A 16,974-nucleotide genomic window follows, 5' to 3' on the forward strand; every position below is an offset into this window, starting at 1 on the left:
TGGGAACGATCGTCAGACGCGATCCTTGTGGGAGCCGGCTTGCTGGCGATGGCGTCCGGACTGACAGCGCAGGCCCCAGGACCTCATCGCCAGCAAGCCGGCTCCTACAGGTTTTGTTGCGACCTGAAGATTACAGCTTGATCCAGGTCGCCTTCAGCTCGGTGTACTTGTCGAACGCATGCAGCGACTTGTCGCGGCCGTTACCCGACTGCTTGAAACCACCGAACGGCGCGGTCATGTCACCGCCGTCGTACTGGTTGACCCACACGCTGCCGGCACGCAGGGCCTTGGCGGTCAGGTGTGCCTTGGAGATGTTCGCGGTCCAGACGGCAGCGGCCAGGCCATACGGCGTGTCGTTGGCAATCTGGATGGCTTCTTCGACGCTATCGAAAGCGATCACCGACAGCACCGGGCCGAAGATTTCTTCCTGGGCGATTTTCATCGCGTTGCTCACGCCATCGAAAATCGTCGGCTCGACATAGGTCCCGCCAGTCTCCTGGAGGGTTCGCTTGCCGCCGGCCACCAGCTTGGCGCCATCGGCATGGCCGGAATCGATGTAGGACAGCACGGTGTTCATCTGCTGGGTGTCCACCAGGGCCCCGACATTGGTTGCCGGATCCAGCGGGTTGCCCGGCTTCCAGGCCTTCAGCGCCTCGATCACCAGCGGCAGGAAGGTGTCCTTGATCGAACGCTCCACCAGCAGGCGCGAACCAGCGGTGCAGACTTCGCCCTGGTTGAACGCGATGGCGCTGGCCGCGGCTTCGGCGGCGGCCTGCAGGTCCGGGGCGTCGGCAAAGACGATGTTCGGGCTCTTGCCGCCGGCTTCCAGCCAGACGCGCTTCATGTTCGACTCGCCGGAGTAGACCATCAGTTGCTTGGCGATCTTGGTCGAACCGGTGAACACCAGGGTATCGACATCCATATGCAGGGCCAGGGCCTTGCCGACGGTGTGGCCGTAACCGGGCAGCACGTTGAGCACACCCGCCGGGATGCCGGCCTCGACGGCCAGGGCCGCGATGCGGATGGCGGTCAGCGGGGATTTTTCCGATGGCTTGAGAATCACCGAGTTACCGGTGGACAGCGCCGGGCCGAGTTTCCAGCAGGCCATCATCAGCGGGAAGTTCCACGGCACGATGGCGCCGACCACGCCGACCGGCTCGCGGGTCACCAGGCCCAACTGGTCATGGGGCGTCGCGGCGACTTCATCGTAGATCTTGTCGATGGCTTCGCCGCTCCAGCTCAGTGCCTGGGCCGCGCCCGGCACGTCAATGAACAGCGAGTCGGTGATCGGCTTGCCCATGTCTAGGGTTTCAAGCAGGGCCAGCTCTTCGGCATTGGTCTTCAGCAGCGCGGCGAAACGGATCATCGCCGCCTTGCGCTTGGCCGGCGCCAGGCGCGACCAGACGCCGGAATTGAAAGTGGCACGGGCATTTTCCACGGCGCGCTGGGCATCGGCGGCATCGCAGCTGGCAACATGCGTCAGCAGGCGGCCGTCGACCGGGCTGATGCACTCGAACGTGTCGTTGGAAACCGCGGCGGTGTATTCGCCATTGATGTAGGCGCGGCCTTCAATCTTCAGCTCACGGGCGCGTTGTTCCCAGTCAGCACGAGTCAGGGTGGTCATGCGAGTGTCCTCCTCTTATTGAAATACAAGCGCCACGCGCTCTTGCGCCAGCACCGTCCAGAATTCTGCCCGACGAGCCCTGTTTTCGGCCCACGGCACCCACCACCCTAAACCAGCGGCACCCGAAGTTTCAATATATTTGACACAAGGTCGGTAAACGCCGTTGCCATGTTCGTTTTAATAAACATAGACTCGTGACTGCCGATCACCCGCCTTACCACTGCCGAGGAAAAGCAGCATGAGCATCCAGGACATCGTCGACTTCAGCGAAGCCAGCACCACGCCCGAACGCTTTCGCCCGGTACCGGAAAAGGTGCTCAAGGGCGATCCGGAACAGACGATCTTCAATCACTACGCCAGCCCGTGCGGCCAGATGAATGCCGGTGTCTGGGAAGGCGCGGTCGGCCAATGGACGGTGAACTACACCGAGCACGAATACTGCGAAATCGTGCAGGGCGTTTCGGTGTTGCGCGATGCCGATGGCAACGCCAAGACCTTGCGCGCCGGCGACCGCTTCGTCATTCCAGCAGGCTTCAAGGGCACCTGGGAAGTGCTGGAGCACTGCCGCAAGATCTACGTGGTCTTCGAACAGAAAGCCTGATCAGGCCTCGATGCACCAGATGCGCGGGTCGTCGACGGCCCGCACCGGATAGGGCAGGTCGAGCTTGAGGTCGTCGCGCTCGACGCGCAGGCGACCGTCGTCGCCCTTCTCCAGTTCGTCCGCCGTCAGGGCCAGGATCCAGTAGAAATCCTCGCGCCCACAGGCTTCCTGCAGCCGACTCGCGACGGTGGCCGCCCTGAGTTCGATGCGACCGTCACGGAAGGCGAAGCCCGCCCGCACCCCCACTTCGATTTTCTCGGGCTGCGCGGCCAGAAGGTAGGACTGGACGATCTCGAAACTGCCCTGCATGGCTCGGTTCGACACCATCAGGCGTGCGCCGGAGGGATCGTTGAAACGCTGCAGGAACGGCTCGAAGGCCTGCGCCGCCTGGCGATTGGCCTTGGCGACGGCAGCGTCGATGCGCTGGCTCAGCACCTCGTCAGCAGGCGTGGCGAGCGGTGGCAGCGATCCCAGCAGGATCGCCACCGGCGTCTCGCCCCGGGCGACACGCGGCAGCCAGTCCACCCCCTGGCGCTCAAGCAGATACCCGGCCAGATCGCCCAGCACATAACTCTCGTGGTCGGCGGTCAGATAGTCTTCCCGCCCCTGCCGGACCAGCGCTTCGAGCATCAGTGTCGACCATTCGGCAGAGTCCGGCCGTACGCCCTGCGCCAGCAATCGGGCAACCGACTCCACATGACGCGCACTGCCTTCGGAGCGGTCGGTGTTGCCGACACGCCTGGCCTCGTCGGCATGCTCGCTCAACCAGCGGCGATGCCAATGGCTGGCCCGTGCCAACCCGTCAGGCTGTCCCTGGGCCGCCGCCAGCAGGTGACGGATGATCAGGTTGCGATACAGCCTCGGCGCGGCGGACGCGGGATACAGGACGCTGCGCTCCGCCCCCGGGCCAACCACCCAGTCGTCCTCGGCGTAAAAATGAAAGGCCTCGTGGGTTGCCAGGCTGAACACATCGGGAACTGCCCGCGGATCCTTCAGGCGCTGCCGCTCATCCTCGGGCAAGGCTTCTCCCAGGCCGACAAAGACGGCCGGGCGGCCCTGCCAGCGGATCTTCCGATAGCGCTGGTACTCGTGGGACAGGCCCAGTGCGGTGACCTGCGCCATCTCCACTTCGCGCCCGCCCTGGGCATTCATCACCCAGGCGCGCCGGCCATTGCTGGTCACCAGCTGGATATCGGCAAACACCCGGGTGGCCTGGTTGAACCCGGCCAGCGCGGGCCAGGCGACCTGCGTCGCCTCGATCATCCGGCGCACATAGGCGTCGGTGCCGGTTTCGCCATCGGCCGACGGCGCCGCCGAAACCGCGACACTGGCCGCCGCCAGGAACACCAGCAACAGCAATGCAAACATCCTCGCAATGATCATCCACGCCCTCCATGACTGTGTTGTCCCGCTGTTCAGGCAGTCTAGGAAAGGCACAACGGGAGAGACGCAGGAAAAGGCCATGCGAAATGAAGGAAACAGCCGAAAAACAGGCGAAAAAAAAACCCCGAACCAGTCGGGGTTTTTCTCGAAAAACAAAATCAATTACTTGATTTTGCCTTCCTTGTAGATCACGTGCTTGCGAACAACCGGATCATATTTCTTGATCTCGATTTTGTCCGGAGTAGTGCGCTTGTTCTTGTCAGTCGTGTAGAAATGACCAGTACCGGCGCTCGAGATCAAACGAATCAATTCACGCATGATTTAGCTCCCTTATACCTTGCCATCGCGACGGAGTTCGGCCAGCACGACATCAATGCCACGCTTGTCGATGATACGCATGCCCTTGGCGGAAACGCGCAGACGCACGAAACGCTTCTCCGACTCAACCCAGAAGCGGTGATGCTGCAGGTTCGGCAGGAAACGACGACGGGTTTTGTTGTTTGCGTGGGAAATGTTATTCCCAGTCACCGGACCCTTACCGGTAACTTGACAGACTCTAGACATGCCTCAGCCCTCTAAACCACATGCCCAACCCGGCATGGGTTGGCCGCTTAATCTCTCAGTCATTTGGCGCCAGGCGCCGCGTTTCTTTAAGGGTCTTACCGGCTACACCTACAAGCGAAGGAACCGGGCCCCTAGAAAAGAGCGCTGCTTTATACCAGAAAGACTACGTTGCAACAACATCAAGTGCGATTAAAACCGTGTCGAGCGCCCGAGAACCAGGGTACGGGACGCCAATGCCGGGGGCTTGGGCAACAAATGCCGCTCGTCGCACAAAGCCAGGCCCTGCGAGGAAAAGCCCGGAACCCTGTATGGGGAAGACCGCGCGATTGTACAGTGCCCCGGGCAAGCCGAGTAAAAATGGGATAGTCAATTGTCGCCCGGCGCACTAGGGTAGAGGTTTTTCCAGACTGCACTCGCAGATGGGACAACGACCTGCAAAGGAAACTGAATATGCGCTTCGCTGCCCTACCGCTATTGCTCGTCCCTTTTCTCAGCCCGCTGGCCTCGGCCGCGACCTCGCTGAGCGTCTGCACCGAAGCCAGCCCGGAGGGCTTCGACGTCGTGCAATACAACTCGTTGACCACCACCAACGCCTCGGCGGATGTGCTGATGAACCGCCTGGTGGACTTCGACGCCGCCAGCGGCAAGCTGGTGCCGAGCCTGGCCGACAGCTGGAGCGTCTCCGATGACGGCCTGACCTACGACTTCAAGCTGCACCCCGGGGTGAAATTCCATCGCACCGATTACTTCAAGCCGACCCGCGACCTGACCGCGGCCGACGTCCGCTTCAGTTTCGAACGCATGCTGGACCCGGCCAACCCCTGGCACAAGATCGCCCAGAGCGGCTTCCCCCATGCCCAGTCGCTGCAACTGCCGGCACTGATCAAGCGCATCGAGGCCACCGATCCGCTGACCGTGCGCTTTACCCTGGACCACCCGGACTCGACCTTCCTGGCGGCGCTGAGCATGGGCTTTGCCTCCATCTATTCGTCGGAATACGCCGACAAGCTGATGGCCGCCAATACCCCGGAGAAGCTCAACAGCCAGCCGATCGGCACCGGCCCGTTCGTTTTCGGGCGGTTCCAGAAGGACGCATCGATCCGTTATACCGCCAATCCGGACTACTTCGCCGGCAAGCCGGCGGTCGACAACCTGATCTTCGCGATCACCCCGGACGCCAACGTGCGGCTGCAGAAGCTGCGGCGTAACGAATGCCAGATCGCCCTTTCGCCCAAGCCCCTGGATGTCGGTGCGGCGAGCAAGGATCCGGCGCTCAAGGTGGAGAAGACCGCCGCCTTCATGACCGCCTTCCTCGCCATCAACAGCCAGCATCCGCCGCTGGACAAGCCGGAAGTCCGCCAGGCGATCAACCTGGCCTTCGACAAGACCAGCTACCTCAAGGCCGTCTTCGAGGATACCGCCGAAGCCGCCAACGGCCCTTACCCGCCCAATACCTGGAGCTACGCCAGGGACCTGCCCGGCTACGCCCACGATCCGGCGAAGGCCAAGGCGCTGCTGGCCAAGGCCGGCCTCAAGGACGGCTTCCAGACCACTATCTGGACCCGCCCGTCGGGCAGCCTGCTCAACCCCAACCCGAGCCTTGGCGCGCAACTGCTGCAGGCCGACCTGGCGGAAGTGGGGATCCAGGCGGAAATCCGCGTGATCGAATGGGGCGAACTGATCCGCCGCGCCAAGGCCGGCGAGCATGACCTGCTGTTCATGGGCTGGGCCGGCGACAATGGCGACCCGGACAACTTCCTGACCCCGCAATTCTCCTGCGCCGCTGTGAAATCCGGCACCAACTTCGCGCGTTATTGCGATGCCGGCCTGGACAAGCTGATCAGCGCCGGGAAAACCACCAGCGAACAGGGCGTGCGCAGCAAGCTCTACCAGCAGGCCCAGGCCCAGATCCAACAGCAGGCGCTCTGGCTGCCACTGGCCCACCCAACCGCCTTCGCCCTGACACGCAAGGATGTCCAGGGCTACCAGGTGAGCCCGTTCGGACGCCAGGACTTCTCCCGGGTCGCCCTGAAACCCTGAGATTGACACGCCCCCTGCAGGAGCCGGCTTGCCGGCGACGAGGCCTTCGAGCCTTGCGGCGCCCATCCGGACGCCATCGCCGGCAAGCCGGCTCCTGCAAGGGATCGCGGTATCTGCCCGCCTCCCACCTACATCAGGCCATGCTCCATCATTGAAAACGGCTCGCCCTCGCCGACAATGAAATGATCGAGCACCCGCACATCCACGAATTCCAGTGCATCCTTCAGCCGCCGGGTCAGCAGCCGGTCGGCCTGGCTGGGCTCGGCAACCCCCGAAGGATGGTTGTGGCACAGGATCAACGCCGCCGCATTGTGCGCCAGCGCCCTTTTCACCACCTGGCGGGGATAGACGCTGGTGTTGTCGATGGAGCCCTGGAACAAAGCCTCGAAGGCCAGCACCCGGTGCTTGGCATCCAGAAACAGGCAGCCGAACACCTCATGGGGCTCATGGCGCAACATCGCCTTGAGGTAGTCGCGTACGGCCCGCGGGCTTTCCAGGGCCGAATCACGCCGCAGGCGCTCGGCCAGGTGACGGCGGGCCATTTCCAGCACCGCCTGCAACTGGGCGAACTTGGCCGGCCCCAAACCCAGCTCACGGCTGAATTCCCGCTGGTCGGCCTCCAGCAGGCTACGCAAACTACCGAACCGTCCTAACAGATGTCGCGCCAGATCCACGGCACTTCTGCCGGAAACCCCGGTGCGCAGGAAGATCGCCAGCAGCTCGGCATCGGACAGGCTTGCCGACCCCAGCTCCAGCAGCTTCTCCCGTGGCCGCTCCGCAGCCGGCCAATTGCGAATACTCATCCCACCTCCCTGTCCTTTGGGCCCCGCTGTTCCATGGCGGGCGCTGTGTTATCGTAGCCCATCTTTTTTACCCCCGATCCGGCCTGGGGAGGCGTCGTCGGGGGTAGCAATCACCGGACTAAAAGGCAGGCCTATGCAGCGGCTGTATCGGAAACGCATCGTTCTCGGCGTCGGCGGCGGCATTGCTGCCTACAAGAGCGCCGAGCTGGTTCGCCGACTTCTCGACCAGGGCGCCGAAGTGCGCGTGGTCATGACCCGCGGCGGCAGCGAGTTCATCACTCCGCTGACCATGCAGGCGCTGTCCGGGCACCCGGTGCACCTGGACCTGCTCGACCCGGCGGCCGAAGCCGCGATGGGCCATATCGAACTGGCCAAGTGGGCCGACCTGGTGCTGATCGCGCCCGCCACCGCCGACCTGATCGCACGCCTGGCCCAGGGCATCGCCGACGACCTGCTGACCACCCTGGTGCTCGCCACCGACGCCACCGTGGCCATCGCCCCGGCGATGAACCAGGCCATGTGGCGCGATCCCGCGACCCAGGCCAACACCCAGTTGTTGCAGAGCCGCGGCCTGAAAGTCTTCGGCCCGGCCTCCGGCAGCCAGGCCTGTGGCGACGTCGGCCTGGGGCGCATGCTCGAAGCCACCGACCTGGCCCAGTGCGCCGCCGACTGCTTCCAGCACCTGGCACTGACCGGCAGGCATGTCCTGATCACCGCCGGCCCGACCCAGGAAAACATCGACCCGGTGCGCTACATCACCAACCACAGCTCCGGGAAAATGGGCTTTGCCCTGGCCGAGGCCGCGGTCGAGGCCGGCGCCCGGGTGACCCTGATCACCGGCCCGGTGCACCTGCCGACTCCTGACCGGGTCAGCCGTATCGATGTCGTCAGCGCCCGCGACATGCTCGCCGCCTGCGAAGCCGCGATCCCCTGCGATCTGTTCATTGCCTCGGCCGCGGTGGCGGACTACCGCCCCGAAGTTGTTGCCCCGCAAAAACTCAAGAAAGACCCTACGAACGGCGACGGCCTGCTGCTGCAGATGGTGCGCAACCCGGACATCTTGGCCACCATCGCCTCCCGTCCCGATCGTCCGTTCAGCGTCGGTTTTGCCGCCGAGACCGAGCATCTGCTCGACTACGCCGCGCGCAAGCTGAAGGACAAGAACCTCGACCTGATCGTCGCCAATGACGTGGCCAACCCCAGCATCGGCTTCAACAGCGAGGAAAACGCCTGCAGCGTGATCGACCGGGACCTGCACGCGACACTTTTCGCCCAGACCAGCAAAGGCAAGATTGCCCGCCAGCTGATCTCTTTTATCGCCACACGACTGAACCAGGTTTAATCCACATGCACGCTTTGCAAGCCAAGATCCTCGACCCACGCATCGGCAACGAATTCCCGCTGCCGCAGTACGCCACACCCGGCTCGGCCGGCCTCGACCTGCGCGCCATGCTCCAGCAGGACACCGTACTGGAACCGGGCCAGACCTTGCTGATTCCTACCGGCCTGTCGGTCTATATCGGCGATCCGGGCCTGGCCGCGCTGATCCTGCCGCGCTCCGGCCTGGGCCACAAGCACGGTATCGTGCTGGGCAACCTGGTCGGCCTGATCGACTCGGACTACCAGGGCGAGCTGATGGTGTCGTGCTGGAACCGCGGCCAGACCGCCTTCAATATCGCCGTCGGCGAGCGCATCGCCCAACTGGTGCTGGTGCCGGTGGTCCAGGCGCATTTCGAACTGGTCCAGGAGTTCGACGAAAGCCAGCGCGGTGCCGGCGGTTTCGGGCATTCGGGCAGCCATTGACCTACGCTGATCAAGGCCGGGCTCCACACCCGGCCTGAACAATTCGCGCTGCACTTCAGGATGAGTTTCGCGGAGACGGTATTTGAAAGGCATCAAGCGCAGTGCAAAGACCGCCAACGGTCCCGAACATCCTGACCATTCGTCTTCGAATGAGGCCGCCAATCCACTGCTTCCGGGCCTGAAGATCGCCCTCGGCGGCCTGCTGCTGGCAGCCGCACTGCTCTGGTTCGGCGTGCTGGGCCCCTCGCACCAGTACTTTCGCCTGCAACTGGCGCAAACGGCCGGTTCCGTGATGGCCTCGGGCCTGGGACAGGCCACCACCGACCTGATCGCCCAGACCGACGCCGCCGCGCTCAACCCCGCCCTGCTGAAAGCCCTGCAAAGCCAGAACGCCGATAGCGTGAAAGCGACGGAAGACAGCCTGCGCCATATGGATGGCCTGGTGGACGTGCAGCTCAACCTGCGGGACGCCGCCCAGCCGGTCGCCGACCGTGCGGCGCCGCTGAATTTCTCGGCCCTGGACCTGATCCGCCGCGCCGAACGCGGCACCCGGCCACCGCCGGAGGCCTACAAGGTCGGCCAGCGCTGGCTGGTGTACAGCGTAGCGACCCTGGGCGACGCAACCGATGCCCGTGGGACCCTGCTGCTGGTATTCGACCTGCAACGCCTGCTCAAGCCCCTCGGCACCTGGCACCCGGACAACGGTTCGCTGCAGCTCACCCAAAGCATTCTCGGCAGCCCGGAACAGGTACTCGACCAGCGGGGCAATGGCGCCTCGGGGGATAGCTATACCCTCGGCACCAACAACGCCAACTGGGTACTGAAGTTCAGCCCCGGCCCGGCGTTCCAGTTCGGCTACCCGCTCAGCGCCTATGGACTCATGCTCCTGGCGCTGCTGGTGGTGCTCGGCAGCGCGGTGCTGGCGATCTACCTGACCCACAAACGCCTGCAAAACCGTCTCGACGGCGATGCCCGACAGCTGGAACAGCTGTTTCACGAACTCTCCGGCGGAAAAGCCGTCAAAGCCTTCAGTTTGAGCCTGCCGGCCCTCAACGGACTGGCGCAGGATCTGGCGCGCTTCTCTCTGCGCAATGGCCAGCCTGCCGCCGCCGCGAATCAACCCGGCATCGATCCAGGCCCGACGACCAGCAGTGCCCCAGCGCCGATCCAGACCGTCACCCCGGGTGCCGAATGGATCGATCCGCTGTTCCAAGATACCGATATCCTCGATGTCGACATTCTCGACGAAAACCAGGATTTCCTGAGAACGGAGCACCCTCTCGCCATGAACAGCATCACACGCACTGTCCCGACGTTCCCCGACAGCATCTTCCGCGCCTATGACATCCGCGGCACGATTCCGGAAACCCTGACCGCCGAAACCGCCTACTGGATCGGTCGCGCCATCGGCTCGCAGAGCCTGGCCCAGGTCGAACCGAATGTATCGGTTGGCCGCGACGGGCGCCTGTCCGGCCCGGAGCTGGTCCAGCAACTGATCCAGGGCCTGCATGACAGCGGCTGCCATGTCAGCGATGTCGGCCTGGTGCCGACACCGGCGCTGTACTACGCCGCCAACGTGCTGGCCGGCAAGTCCGGGGTCATGCTCACCGGCAGCCACAACCCGTCGAACTACAACGGCTTCAAGATCGTCATCGCCGGCGACACCCTCGCCAACGAACAGATCCAGGCCCTGCACACGCGCCTGAAGACCAACGACCTGAGCAGCGGCAAGGGCAGCATCGAGAAGGTCGAGATCCTCGACCGCTACTTCCGGCAGATCCGCGAAGACATCGTCCTGGCGAAGAAACTCAAGGTAGTGGTCGACTGCGGCAACGGTGCCGCAGGCGTGATCGCCCCACAACTGATCGAAGCCCTGGGCTGCGAAGTGATTCCGCTGTTCTGCGACGTCGACGGCAACTTCCCGAACCACCACCCGGACCCGGGCAAGCCGGAAAACCTCGAGGACCTGATCGCCAAGGTCAAGGAAACCAATGCCGACCTGGGCCTGGCCTTCGACGGTGACGGCGACCGCGTCGGCGTGGTGACCAACACCGGTAACATCGTGTTCCCGGACCGCCTGCTGATGCTGTTCGCCAAGGACGTGGTGTCGCGCAATCCGGGCGCGGATATCATCTTCGACGTCAAATGCACCCGGCGCCTGACTCCCCTGATCCAGGAATATGGCGGCCGCCCGGTGATGTGGAAGACCGGTCACTCGCTGATCAAGAAAAAAATGAAGCAGAGCGGCGCCCTGCTGGCCGGCGAGATGAGCGGCCATATCTTCTTCAAGGAGCGCTGGTTCGGTTTCGACGACGGCATCTACAGCGCCGCGCGCCTGCTGGAGATCCTCAGCCAGGAGAAAGCCACCGCCGAGGAGCTGTTCGCCACCTTCCCGAACGATATTTCCACGCCGGAAATCAATATCAATGTGACCGACGAGAGCAAATTCAGCATCATTGAAGCCTTGCACGACGCACAATGGGGCGACGCCAACCTGACCACCATCGACGGTGTACGGGTCGACTACCCCAAAGGCTGGGGCCTGGTTCGCGCCTCCAACACCACGCCGGTGCTGGTACTGCGCTTCGAGGCCGATACCGAGGCCGAGCTGCAGCGCATCAAGGATGTGTTCCACGCGCAACTGAAACGTGTTGCACCCGATCTCCAACTACCGTTCTGACATACAGGCGGTGTAAAAACACCGTCTGACCACTTGTTCCACCGGAGCCCTGAATGACCCTCGAACGCGATGCCGCTGCCAATACCGCCAAGGTTCTTTCCGAAGCGTTGCCTTACATCCGCCGCTACGTCGGCAAGACGCTGGTGATCAAGTACGGCGGCAATGCTATGGAAAGCGAAGAGCTGAAGACCGGCTTTGCCCGCGATATCGTGTTGATGAAGGCCGTGGGCATCAACCCGGTGGTCGTGCATGGCGGTGGCCCGCAGATCGGCGACCTGCTCAAGCGCCTGTCCATCGAGAGCCATTTCGTCGACGGCATGCGCGTCACCGACGCGCAGACCATGGACGTGGTGGAAATGGTCCTCGGCGGCCAGGTGAACAAGAGCATCGTCAACCTGATCAACCGTCATGGCGGCAGCGCCATCGGCCTGACCGGCAAGGACGCTGAGCTGATCCGTGCGAAAAAGCTCACCGTGACCCGCCAGACCCCGGAAATGACCGCGCCGGAAATCATCGACTACGGCCAGGTGGGCGAAGTGGTCGGGATCAATACCGATCTGCTGAACCTGCTGGTCAAGGGCGACTTCATCCCGGTGATCGCGCCGATCGGCGTGGGCGCCAATGGTGAGTCCTACAACATCAACGCCGACCTGGTCGCCGGCAAGATCGCCGAGGCACTGAAAGCCGAGAAGCTCATGCTGCTGACCAATATCGCCGGCCTGATGGACAAGGAAGGCAAGGTCCTGACCGGCCTGAGCACCGACCAGGTTAACGGCCTGATCGCCGACGGCACCATCTACGGCGGCATGCTGCCAAAGATCCAGTGTGCGCTGGAAGCGGTACAGGGCGGCGTGGGCAGCTCGCTGATCATCGACGGCCGGGTACCGAATGCGGTCCTGCTGGAGATCTTCACCGACACCGGCATGGGCACCCTGATCAGCAATCGCAAGCGCCACTAAGCGCCGGCGATGAAAAAAGCCCCGCTCCGGGAAACCGGGCGGGGCTTTTTTCTGCCGTCTGGACAACGACTCAGATGGTCAGCGTCCAGTCGTAGTCGACGATCAGCGGTGCGTGCTGCGAGAAGCGCGGCTGGCGCGGCAGGCGCGCGCTGCGTACGAAGCGGCGCAGCCCCGGCGTCAGGATCTGATAATCGAAGCGCCAGCCGAGGTTGAGCATCTCGGCCTGCTCGTTATCCGGCCACCAGCTGTACTGGTCGCCTTCGCGGCTGACTTCGCGCAGGGCATCGACATAGCCCATGTTGCCGACAATCTCGTCCATCCAGGCGCGCTCAGGCGCCAGGAAGCCCGGGGATTGCTGGCTGTCGCGCCAGTTCTTGATGTCGAGCTTCTGCTGCGCCACGTAGAGCGAGCCGCAATAGATGTACTCGCGACGTTTGCGCCGCTGCTTATCCAGGTAGCGGGCGAAGTCGTCCATAAGCTTGAACTTCTGGTTCAAGTCTTCATCGCCGTTCTGCCCTGATGGAAGCAGCAAGGTCGCGATGCTGACCTTGTCGAAATCGGCTTGCAGGTAGCGCCCGTAGCGGTCTGCCGTCTCGAAACCGAGACCGCTGATGACAGCCTTCGGTTGCAACCGCGAATACAGAGCCACGCCACCTTGGGCAGGGACTTCGGCATCGCAGGCATAAAGGAAGTAGCCATCCAGTTGGAAGGCTGGGTCGTCCAGTTCAAAGGCGGAGGCGCGGGTGTCCTGCAGGCAGATGACGTCGGCATTCTGGGCTTGCAGCCAACTGAGCAAACCACGCTCGACTGCAGCCTGAATACCATTGACGTTCACACTGATGATCCGCATAAATGGCCCCAAAAATCACGTGCGTGTATGATACCCGAGGTCTACCTAATTAGCTAAATCCGTGGTATTTGGGGCTTTTTTCATGCAGGCGTATCAGCGCGATTTCATTCGTTTTGCCATCGATCGCGGGGTTTTGCGCTTCGGTGAGTTCACCCTGAAGTCCGGACGCACCAGTCCTTACTTCTTCAATGCCGGCCTGTTCAACTCAGGTTCCGCCCTGGCCCAGCTGGGGCGTTTCTATGCCGCGGCGATCGTCGAGAGCGGTATTCCCTTCGACGTTCTGTTCGGCCCGGCCTACAAGGGTATTCCCCTGGCGGCCGCGACTGCCGTGGCGTTGGCCGAGCATCACCAGCTCGATCTGCCATGGTGCTTCAACCGCAAGGAGGCCAAGGCCCACGGCGAAGGCGGCAGCCTGGTCGGCGCGCCATTGACCGGCAACGTGCTGATCATCGACGACGTGATCACCGCCGGTACGGCAATTCGCGAAGTGATGCAGATCATCGAATCCCAGGACGGCGCCAAGGCCGCGGGCGTGTTGATCGCGCTGAATCGCCAGGAACGCGGCAACGGTGAGTTGTCGGCGATCCAGGAAGTCGAACGTGACTTCGGCATTCCGGTGGTCAGCATCGTGTCGCTGAACCAGGTCCTCGAATTCCTCGCCGGCGACGAGCAGCTCAAGCAGCATCTGCCGGCGGTCGAGGCTTATCGCGCACAGTACGGGATCTGACCCTTCTTGAGGCGCGGATACCTGTGGCTGGCCCTGGCCATCGGGGCTTCGTTCGCCGTGCAGGCGGACGAAGTGCTGCTGTACCGTTATGTCGATAACAAAGGCGTGACGGTCCTGGATCGCCAGGGTGTGCCGCCGGAGTACATCGGCAAGGGCTACCAGGTGCTCAACCAGCGCGGCCGGGTGATCCAGACCGTGGCCCCGGCGCTCACCGCCGAACAGATCCAGCAGAAGCAGGCCGAGAAAGCCCAGGCCGATGCCAATGCGCAATTGCTGCAGCGCTATTCCAGCGTCGATGAGGTCGACAAGGCCCAGGGACGCAAACTGGCCGAGCTGGATGGGTTGATTGCCAGCGTGCAGACCAATCTCCAGGCGTTGCTGGCCCAGCAGGCTGCCCTGCAAGGCCAGGCGGCGGAGCAGGAGCGCGCCGGCAAGGAGGTTTCGCCACAACTACTGGCCCAGCTCGCCGGCTTGCGCGACGAGCAGGTGCGGATGAAGGCCGATATCGACAAGTATCGGGCGGCACGGGTCCAGTCACAGCAGGATTTCGCGGTGGATCGGGCACGGGTCGAGCAGTTGCTGCGCTGATCGACAGCCACAAAAAAGCCGACCTCGCGTCGGCTTTTTTGTGCGTCGGTGCTGGACAGGGGAGCTTGTACCGCCGTCTGCGCATCAATCCGGCACCGGCCCGAAGCTATTTGATCGGACGCCAGGTGAAGGGATAGCGATAGGCGATGCCCTGGTTGGCCTTGATGCCGGCAATGATGGTCAACACCACCGCACCGATGGCCAGCAGGCCGAACAGCAGGAAACCGATCACCACGAACATCAGCGCAAAACAGACCATCGCGGCCACCGCCACGGTGATCTGGAAATTCAGCGCTTCCTTGCCCTGGGCATCGATGAACGGATCCTGCTCACGCTTCATCTGCCAGAGGATCAACGGCCCGATCAGGCTGCCGAAGGGAAACCAATAGCCGAGAAACGCCGACAAGTGACAGAACATCGCCCACTGACGGACGTTTGCATCCGGTGCCGGCACAGGCATCTGCTCACTCATGGCGCACTCCTTTTACGCGGGGAAAAGTCCGGATCATCAGTCAGCCAGTGCGGCGTTCTGCAATTCGAAGATCTCGTTCATGCCTTTTTGTGCCAGTGCCAGCATCGCATTCAGCTCTTCCGGCTGGAACGGCGCGCCTTCGGCGGTGCCCTGGACCTCGATAAAGCCACCGGTGCTGGTCATCACCACGTTGAGGTCGGTCTCGGCGGCGGAATCTTCCAGGTAGTCCAGGTCGAGTACCGGCTCACCCTGGTACATGCCCACCGAAACGGCAGCGATCATCTGCTTGAGCGGGCTGCCACCCTTCAGGCCGCCACGTTTCTTGATCACGGCCAGGGCATCGGCCAGCGCCACCATGGAACCGGTGATGGACGCAGTGCGGGTGCCGCCGTCGGCCTGGATCACATCGCAGTCGACATACAGGGTCACGTCGCCGAGCTTGGACATATCCAGCGAAGCACGCAGCGAACGGCCGATCAGGCGCTGGATCTCCAGGGTCCGGCCGCCCTGCTTGCCACGGCTCGCCTCACGCTGGTTACGCTCGCCGGTGGCCCGCGGCAGCATACCGTACTCGGCGGTCAGCCAACCCTGGCCCTGGCCCTTGAGGAAGCGCGGCACCCCATTCTCGACACTGACCGTACAAATCACTTTGGTATCACCGAACTCGACCAGTACAGATCCCTCGGCGTGTTTGGTGTAGTTGCGGGTGATGCGGATCGAGCGGAGCTGATCGGCGGCGCGACCACTTGGACGTTTCATCTGGGAATACCTGTACAGGGACGGAAATCTACCCGGCATTATAGAGGGCATGGCCCGCGCTGGGCACTTCTTAAAATTCTGCAGCCACCGGCTCCCACGGTTTCGCGGCGATCGGCAGGTCATCGACCGGCATTGGGGCATTCGCCGCACTGCGCTACAATCCTGCGCCTTTGCTGCCAGTCGGCTTTAATTTATTCATCAGGTCAGCCCCGGCAACGCCGGCAGGCCCGAACAGCGAGGTACCTCCATGGTCCACAGCATGACCGCCTTCGCCCGAGTCGAAAGCGCCGGAACCCAGGGCACCCTGAGCTGGGAACTGCGCTCGGTCAACAGCCGTTACCTGGAACCGCACCTGCGCCTGCCGGAAGCGTTCCGCGACCTCGAGGGCGCGGTGCGCGAAGCCCTGCGCCAGGGCCTGTCCCGGGGCAAGCTGGAATGCACCCTGCGCTTCACCGAGGAAACCACCGGCAAGCCGCTGCAGGTCGACCGCGAACGCGCCACGCAACTGATCGCCGCCGCCGAGACCGTCGCCGGCCTGATCAAGCAGCCGGCCGCGCTGAACCCGCTGGAAGTGCTGGCCTGGCCCGGCGTGCTGGTGGCCGACGCCAGCGACCCGCAGGCCCTCAACAATGAAGCCCTGGCCCTGTTCAACAAAGGCCTGAAGGAACTGAAGAACGGCCGCGAGCGCGAAGGCGCGGAGCTGGCCCGACTGATCAACGAACGCCTGACCTCGATCGAGGAAGATGTCCTGACCCTGCGCGAACTGGTGCCGCAAATGCTCGCCACCCAGCGCCAGAAGGTTCTCGACCGCTTCGCCGACATGCAGGCCGAACTGGATCCGCTGCGCCTGGAACAGGAAATGGTCCTGCTGGCGCAGAAAAGCGACGTGGCCGAGGAACTCGACCGCCTGAGCACGCATATCATCGAAGTACGCCGGGTGCTCAAGTCCGGCGGGGCCGCCGGCCGGCGCCTGGACTTCCTGATGCAGGAGCTCAACCGCGAAGCCAATACCCTGGGCTCCAAGGCCTTCGACCCGCGCAGCACCACCGCCGCGGTCAACCTCAAGGTGTTGATCGAGCAGATGCGCGAACAAGTACAGAATATCGAGTAAGGCTACCCCG

At 63.3% G+C, this 16,974-nt stretch carries 17 protein-coding genes; 9 read left to right on the forward strand and 8 right to left on the reverse strand.

What is annotated here, in order from left to right:
• Positions 1 to 130: 130 nt before the first annotated feature.
• Positions 131 to 1,624: an aldehyde dehydrogenase gene (locus tag HX881_RS25450; protein WP_017125535.1), complete on the reverse strand. Its 1,494-nt coding sequence runs from the start codon at positions 1,622 to 1,624 to the stop codon at positions 131 to 133.
• Between the two features lie 238 nt (positions 1,625 to 1,862).
• Here HX881_RS25450 and HX881_RS25455 point away from each other — a divergent pair, with 238 nt between their 5' ends.
• Complete coding sequence (locus tag HX881_RS25455; protein ID WP_017125536.1) at positions 1,863 to 2,225, forward strand: cupin domain-containing protein; 363 nt, start codon at positions 1,863 to 1,865, stop codon at positions 2,223 to 2,225.
• Here the strand turns inward: HX881_RS25455 and HX881_RS25460 are convergent, their stop codons facing one another.
• The 3 genes from HX881_RS25460 to rpmB form a co-directional block, all read right to left on the reverse strand.
• The gene (locus HX881_RS25460; protein WP_017125537.1) at positions 2,226 to 3,608 is read right to left on the reverse strand and encodes a hypothetical protein; all 1,383 of its coding nucleotides are present in this window, start codon (positions 3,606 to 3,608) and stop codon (positions 2,226 to 2,228) included. It abuts the gene before it with no gap.
• Positions 3,609 to 3,770: 162 nt separating this feature from the next.
• Positions 3,771 to 3,926: a 50S ribosomal protein L33 gene (gene rpmG / locus HX881_RS25465; RefSeq protein ID WP_003177274.1), complete on the reverse strand. Its 156-nt coding sequence runs from the start codon at positions 3,924 to 3,926 to the stop codon at positions 3,771 to 3,773.
• Positions 3,927 to 3,938: 12 nt separating this feature from the next.
• Complete coding sequence (rpmB, locus tag HX881_RS25470; RefSeq protein WP_007921114.1) at positions 3,939 to 4,172, reverse strand: 50S ribosomal protein L28; 234 nt, start codon at positions 4,170 to 4,172, stop codon at positions 3,939 to 3,941.
• Positions 4,173 to 4,622: 450 nt separating this feature from the next.
• Between rpmB and HX881_RS25475 the strand changes: the two genes are divergently transcribed.
• On the forward strand, positions 4,623 to 6,212 hold the full coding sequence (locus tag HX881_RS25475; RefSeq protein WP_017125539.1) for an ABC transporter substrate-binding protein: 1,590 nt from the start codon (positions 4,623 to 4,625) through the stop codon (positions 6,210 to 6,212).
• Positions 6,213 to 6,340: 128 nt separating this feature from the next.
• On the opposite strand, the gene radC is transcribed toward HX881_RS25475, so the two are convergent.
• Positions 6,341 to 7,015 (reverse strand): RadC family protein, encoded by a 675-nt coding sequence (radC, locus tag HX881_RS25480; protein ID WP_017125540.1) that lies wholly within the window; start codon positions 7,013 to 7,015, stop codon positions 6,341 to 6,343.
• Between the two features lie 133 nt (positions 7,016 to 7,148).
• Here radC and coaBC point away from each other — a divergent pair, with 133 nt between their 5' ends.
• From coaBC to argB, 4 genes are all read left to right on the forward strand, one after another.
• The gene (coaBC, locus tag HX881_RS25485) at positions 7,149 to 8,357 is read left to right on the forward strand and encodes a bifunctional phosphopantothenoylcysteine decarboxylase/phosphopantothenate--cysteine ligase CoaBC (RefSeq protein ID WP_103032865.1); all 1,209 of its coding nucleotides are present in this window, start codon (positions 7,149 to 7,151) and stop codon (positions 8,355 to 8,357) included.
• Between the two features lie 5 nt (positions 8,358 to 8,362).
• Complete coding sequence (gene dut / locus HX881_RS25490; protein WP_017125542.1) at positions 8,363 to 8,818, forward strand: dUTP diphosphatase; 456 nt, start codon at positions 8,363 to 8,365, stop codon at positions 8,816 to 8,818.
• Between the two features lie 1,285 nt (positions 8,819 to 10,103).
• Positions 10,104 to 11,498: a phosphomannomutase/phosphoglucomutase gene (gene algC / locus HX881_RS32665; RefSeq protein ID WP_218171782.1), complete on the forward strand. Its 1,395-nt coding sequence runs from the start codon at positions 10,104 to 10,106 to the stop codon at positions 11,496 to 11,498.
• A gap of 53 nt (positions 11,499 to 11,551) precedes the next feature.
• On the forward strand, positions 11,552 to 12,457 hold the full coding sequence (argB, locus tag HX881_RS25500) for an acetylglutamate kinase (protein ID WP_017125544.1): 906 nt from the start codon (positions 11,552 to 11,554) through the stop codon (positions 12,455 to 12,457).
• Positions 12,458 to 12,527: 70 nt separating this feature from the next.
• Here argB and HX881_RS25505 read toward each other — a convergent pair whose 3' ends face one another.
• A complete protein-coding gene (locus HX881_RS25505; RefSeq protein ID WP_017125545.1) occupies positions 12,528 to 13,307 on the reverse strand; it encodes an exodeoxyribonuclease III in 780 nt (259 codons plus the stop codon).
• Positions 13,308 to 13,389: 82 nt separating this feature from the next.
• Between HX881_RS25505 and pyrE the strand changes: the two genes are divergently transcribed.
• Together pyrE and HX881_RS25515 are read left to right on the forward strand one after the other, a co-directional pair.
• Entirely contained in the window at positions 13,390 to 14,034 is a 645-nt protein-coding gene (pyrE, locus tag HX881_RS25510) for an orotate phosphoribosyltransferase (RefSeq protein ID WP_017125546.1), read from the forward strand.
• A 6-nt stretch (positions 14,035 to 14,040) separates the two neighbouring features.
• The gene (locus HX881_RS25515) at positions 14,041 to 14,622 is read left to right on the forward strand and encodes a hypothetical protein (protein ID WP_017125547.1); all 582 of its coding nucleotides are present in this window, start codon (positions 14,041 to 14,043) and stop codon (positions 14,620 to 14,622) included.
• Positions 14,623 to 14,728: 106 nt separating this feature from the next.
• Here HX881_RS25515 and HX881_RS25520 read toward each other — a convergent pair whose 3' ends face one another.
• Together HX881_RS25520 and rph are read right to left on the reverse strand one after the other, a co-directional pair.
• A complete protein-coding gene (locus tag HX881_RS25520; RefSeq protein ID WP_017125548.1) occupies positions 14,729 to 15,094 on the reverse strand; it encodes a DUF4870 domain-containing protein in 366 nt (121 codons plus the stop codon).
• A 36-nt stretch (positions 15,095 to 15,130) separates the two neighbouring features.
• Positions 15,131 to 15,853: a ribonuclease PH gene (rph, locus tag HX881_RS25525; RefSeq protein WP_017125549.1), complete on the reverse strand. Its 723-nt coding sequence runs from the start codon at positions 15,851 to 15,853 to the stop codon at positions 15,131 to 15,133.
• A gap of 247 nt (positions 15,854 to 16,100) precedes the next feature.
• Here rph and HX881_RS25530 point away from each other — a divergent pair, with 247 nt between their 5' ends.
• Positions 16,101 to 16,964 (forward strand): YicC/YloC family endoribonuclease, encoded by an 864-nt coding sequence (locus HX881_RS25530; protein ID WP_017125550.1) that lies wholly within the window; start codon positions 16,101 to 16,103, stop codon positions 16,962 to 16,964.
• Positions 16,965 to 16,974 lie beyond the last annotated feature (10 nt).

The sequence above is a fragment of the Pseudomonas gingeri genome (assembly GCF_013386115.1).
Lineage (GTDB): Bacteria > Pseudomonadota > Gammaproteobacteria > Pseudomonadales > Pseudomonadaceae > Aquipseudomonas > Aquipseudomonas gingeri.

Coding starts and splice junctions, on each gene's coding strand:
- rpmG (WP_003177274.1), bottom strand. CDS start 3,926: ATGCGTGAATTGATTCGTTTGATCTCGAGCGCCGGTACTGGTCATTTC.
- coaBC (WP_103032865.1), top strand. CDS start 7,149: ATGCAGCGGCTGTATCGGAAACGCATCGTTCTCGGCGTCGGCGGCGGC.
- dut (WP_017125542.1), top strand. CDS start 8,363: ATGCACGCTTTGCAAGCCAAGATCCTCGACCCACGCATCGGCAACGAA.
- radC (WP_017125540.1), bottom strand. CDS start 7,015: ATGAGTATTCGCAATTGGCCGGCTGCGGAGCGGCCACGGGAGAAGCTG.
- HX881_RS25520 (WP_017125548.1), bottom strand. CDS start 15,094: ATGAGTGAGCAGATGCCTGTGCCGGCACCGGATGCAAACGTCCGTCAG.
- HX881_RS25505 (WP_017125545.1), bottom strand. CDS start 13,307: ATGCGGATCATCAGTGTGAACGTCAATGGTATTCAGGCTGCAGTCGAG.
- argB (WP_017125544.1), top strand. CDS start 11,552: ATGACCCTCGAACGCGATGCCGCTGCCAATACCGCCAAGGTTCTTTCC.
- rpmB (WP_007921114.1), bottom strand. CDS start 4,172: ATGTCTAGAGTCTGTCAAGTTACCGGTAAGGGTCCGGTGACTGGGAAT.
- HX881_RS25455 (WP_017125536.1), top strand. CDS start 1,863: ATGAGCATCCAGGACATCGTCGACTTCAGCGAAGCCAGCACCACGCCC.
- pyrE (WP_017125546.1), top strand. CDS start 13,390: ATGCAGGCGTATCAGCGCGATTTCATTCGTTTTGCCATCGATCGCGGG.
- rph (WP_017125549.1), bottom strand. CDS start 15,853: ATGAAACGTCCAAGTGGTCGCGCCGCCGATCAGCTCCGCTCGATCCGC.
- algC (WP_218171782.1), top strand. CDS start 10,104: ATGAACAGCATCACACGCACTGTCCCGACGTTCCCCGACAGCATCTTC.
- HX881_RS25460 (WP_017125537.1), bottom strand. CDS start 3,608: ATGATCATTGCGAGGATGTTTGCATTGCTGTTGCTGGTGTTCCTGGCG.
- HX881_RS25475 (WP_017125539.1), top strand. CDS start 4,623: ATGCGCTTCGCTGCCCTACCGCTATTGCTCGTCCCTTTTCTCAGCCCG.
- HX881_RS25530 (WP_017125550.1), top strand. CDS start 16,101: ATGGTCCACAGCATGACCGCCTTCGCCCGAGTCGAAAGCGCCGGAACC.
- HX881_RS25450 (WP_017125535.1), bottom strand. CDS start 1,624: ATGACCACCCTGACTCGTGCTGACTGGGAACAACGCGCCCGTGAGCTG.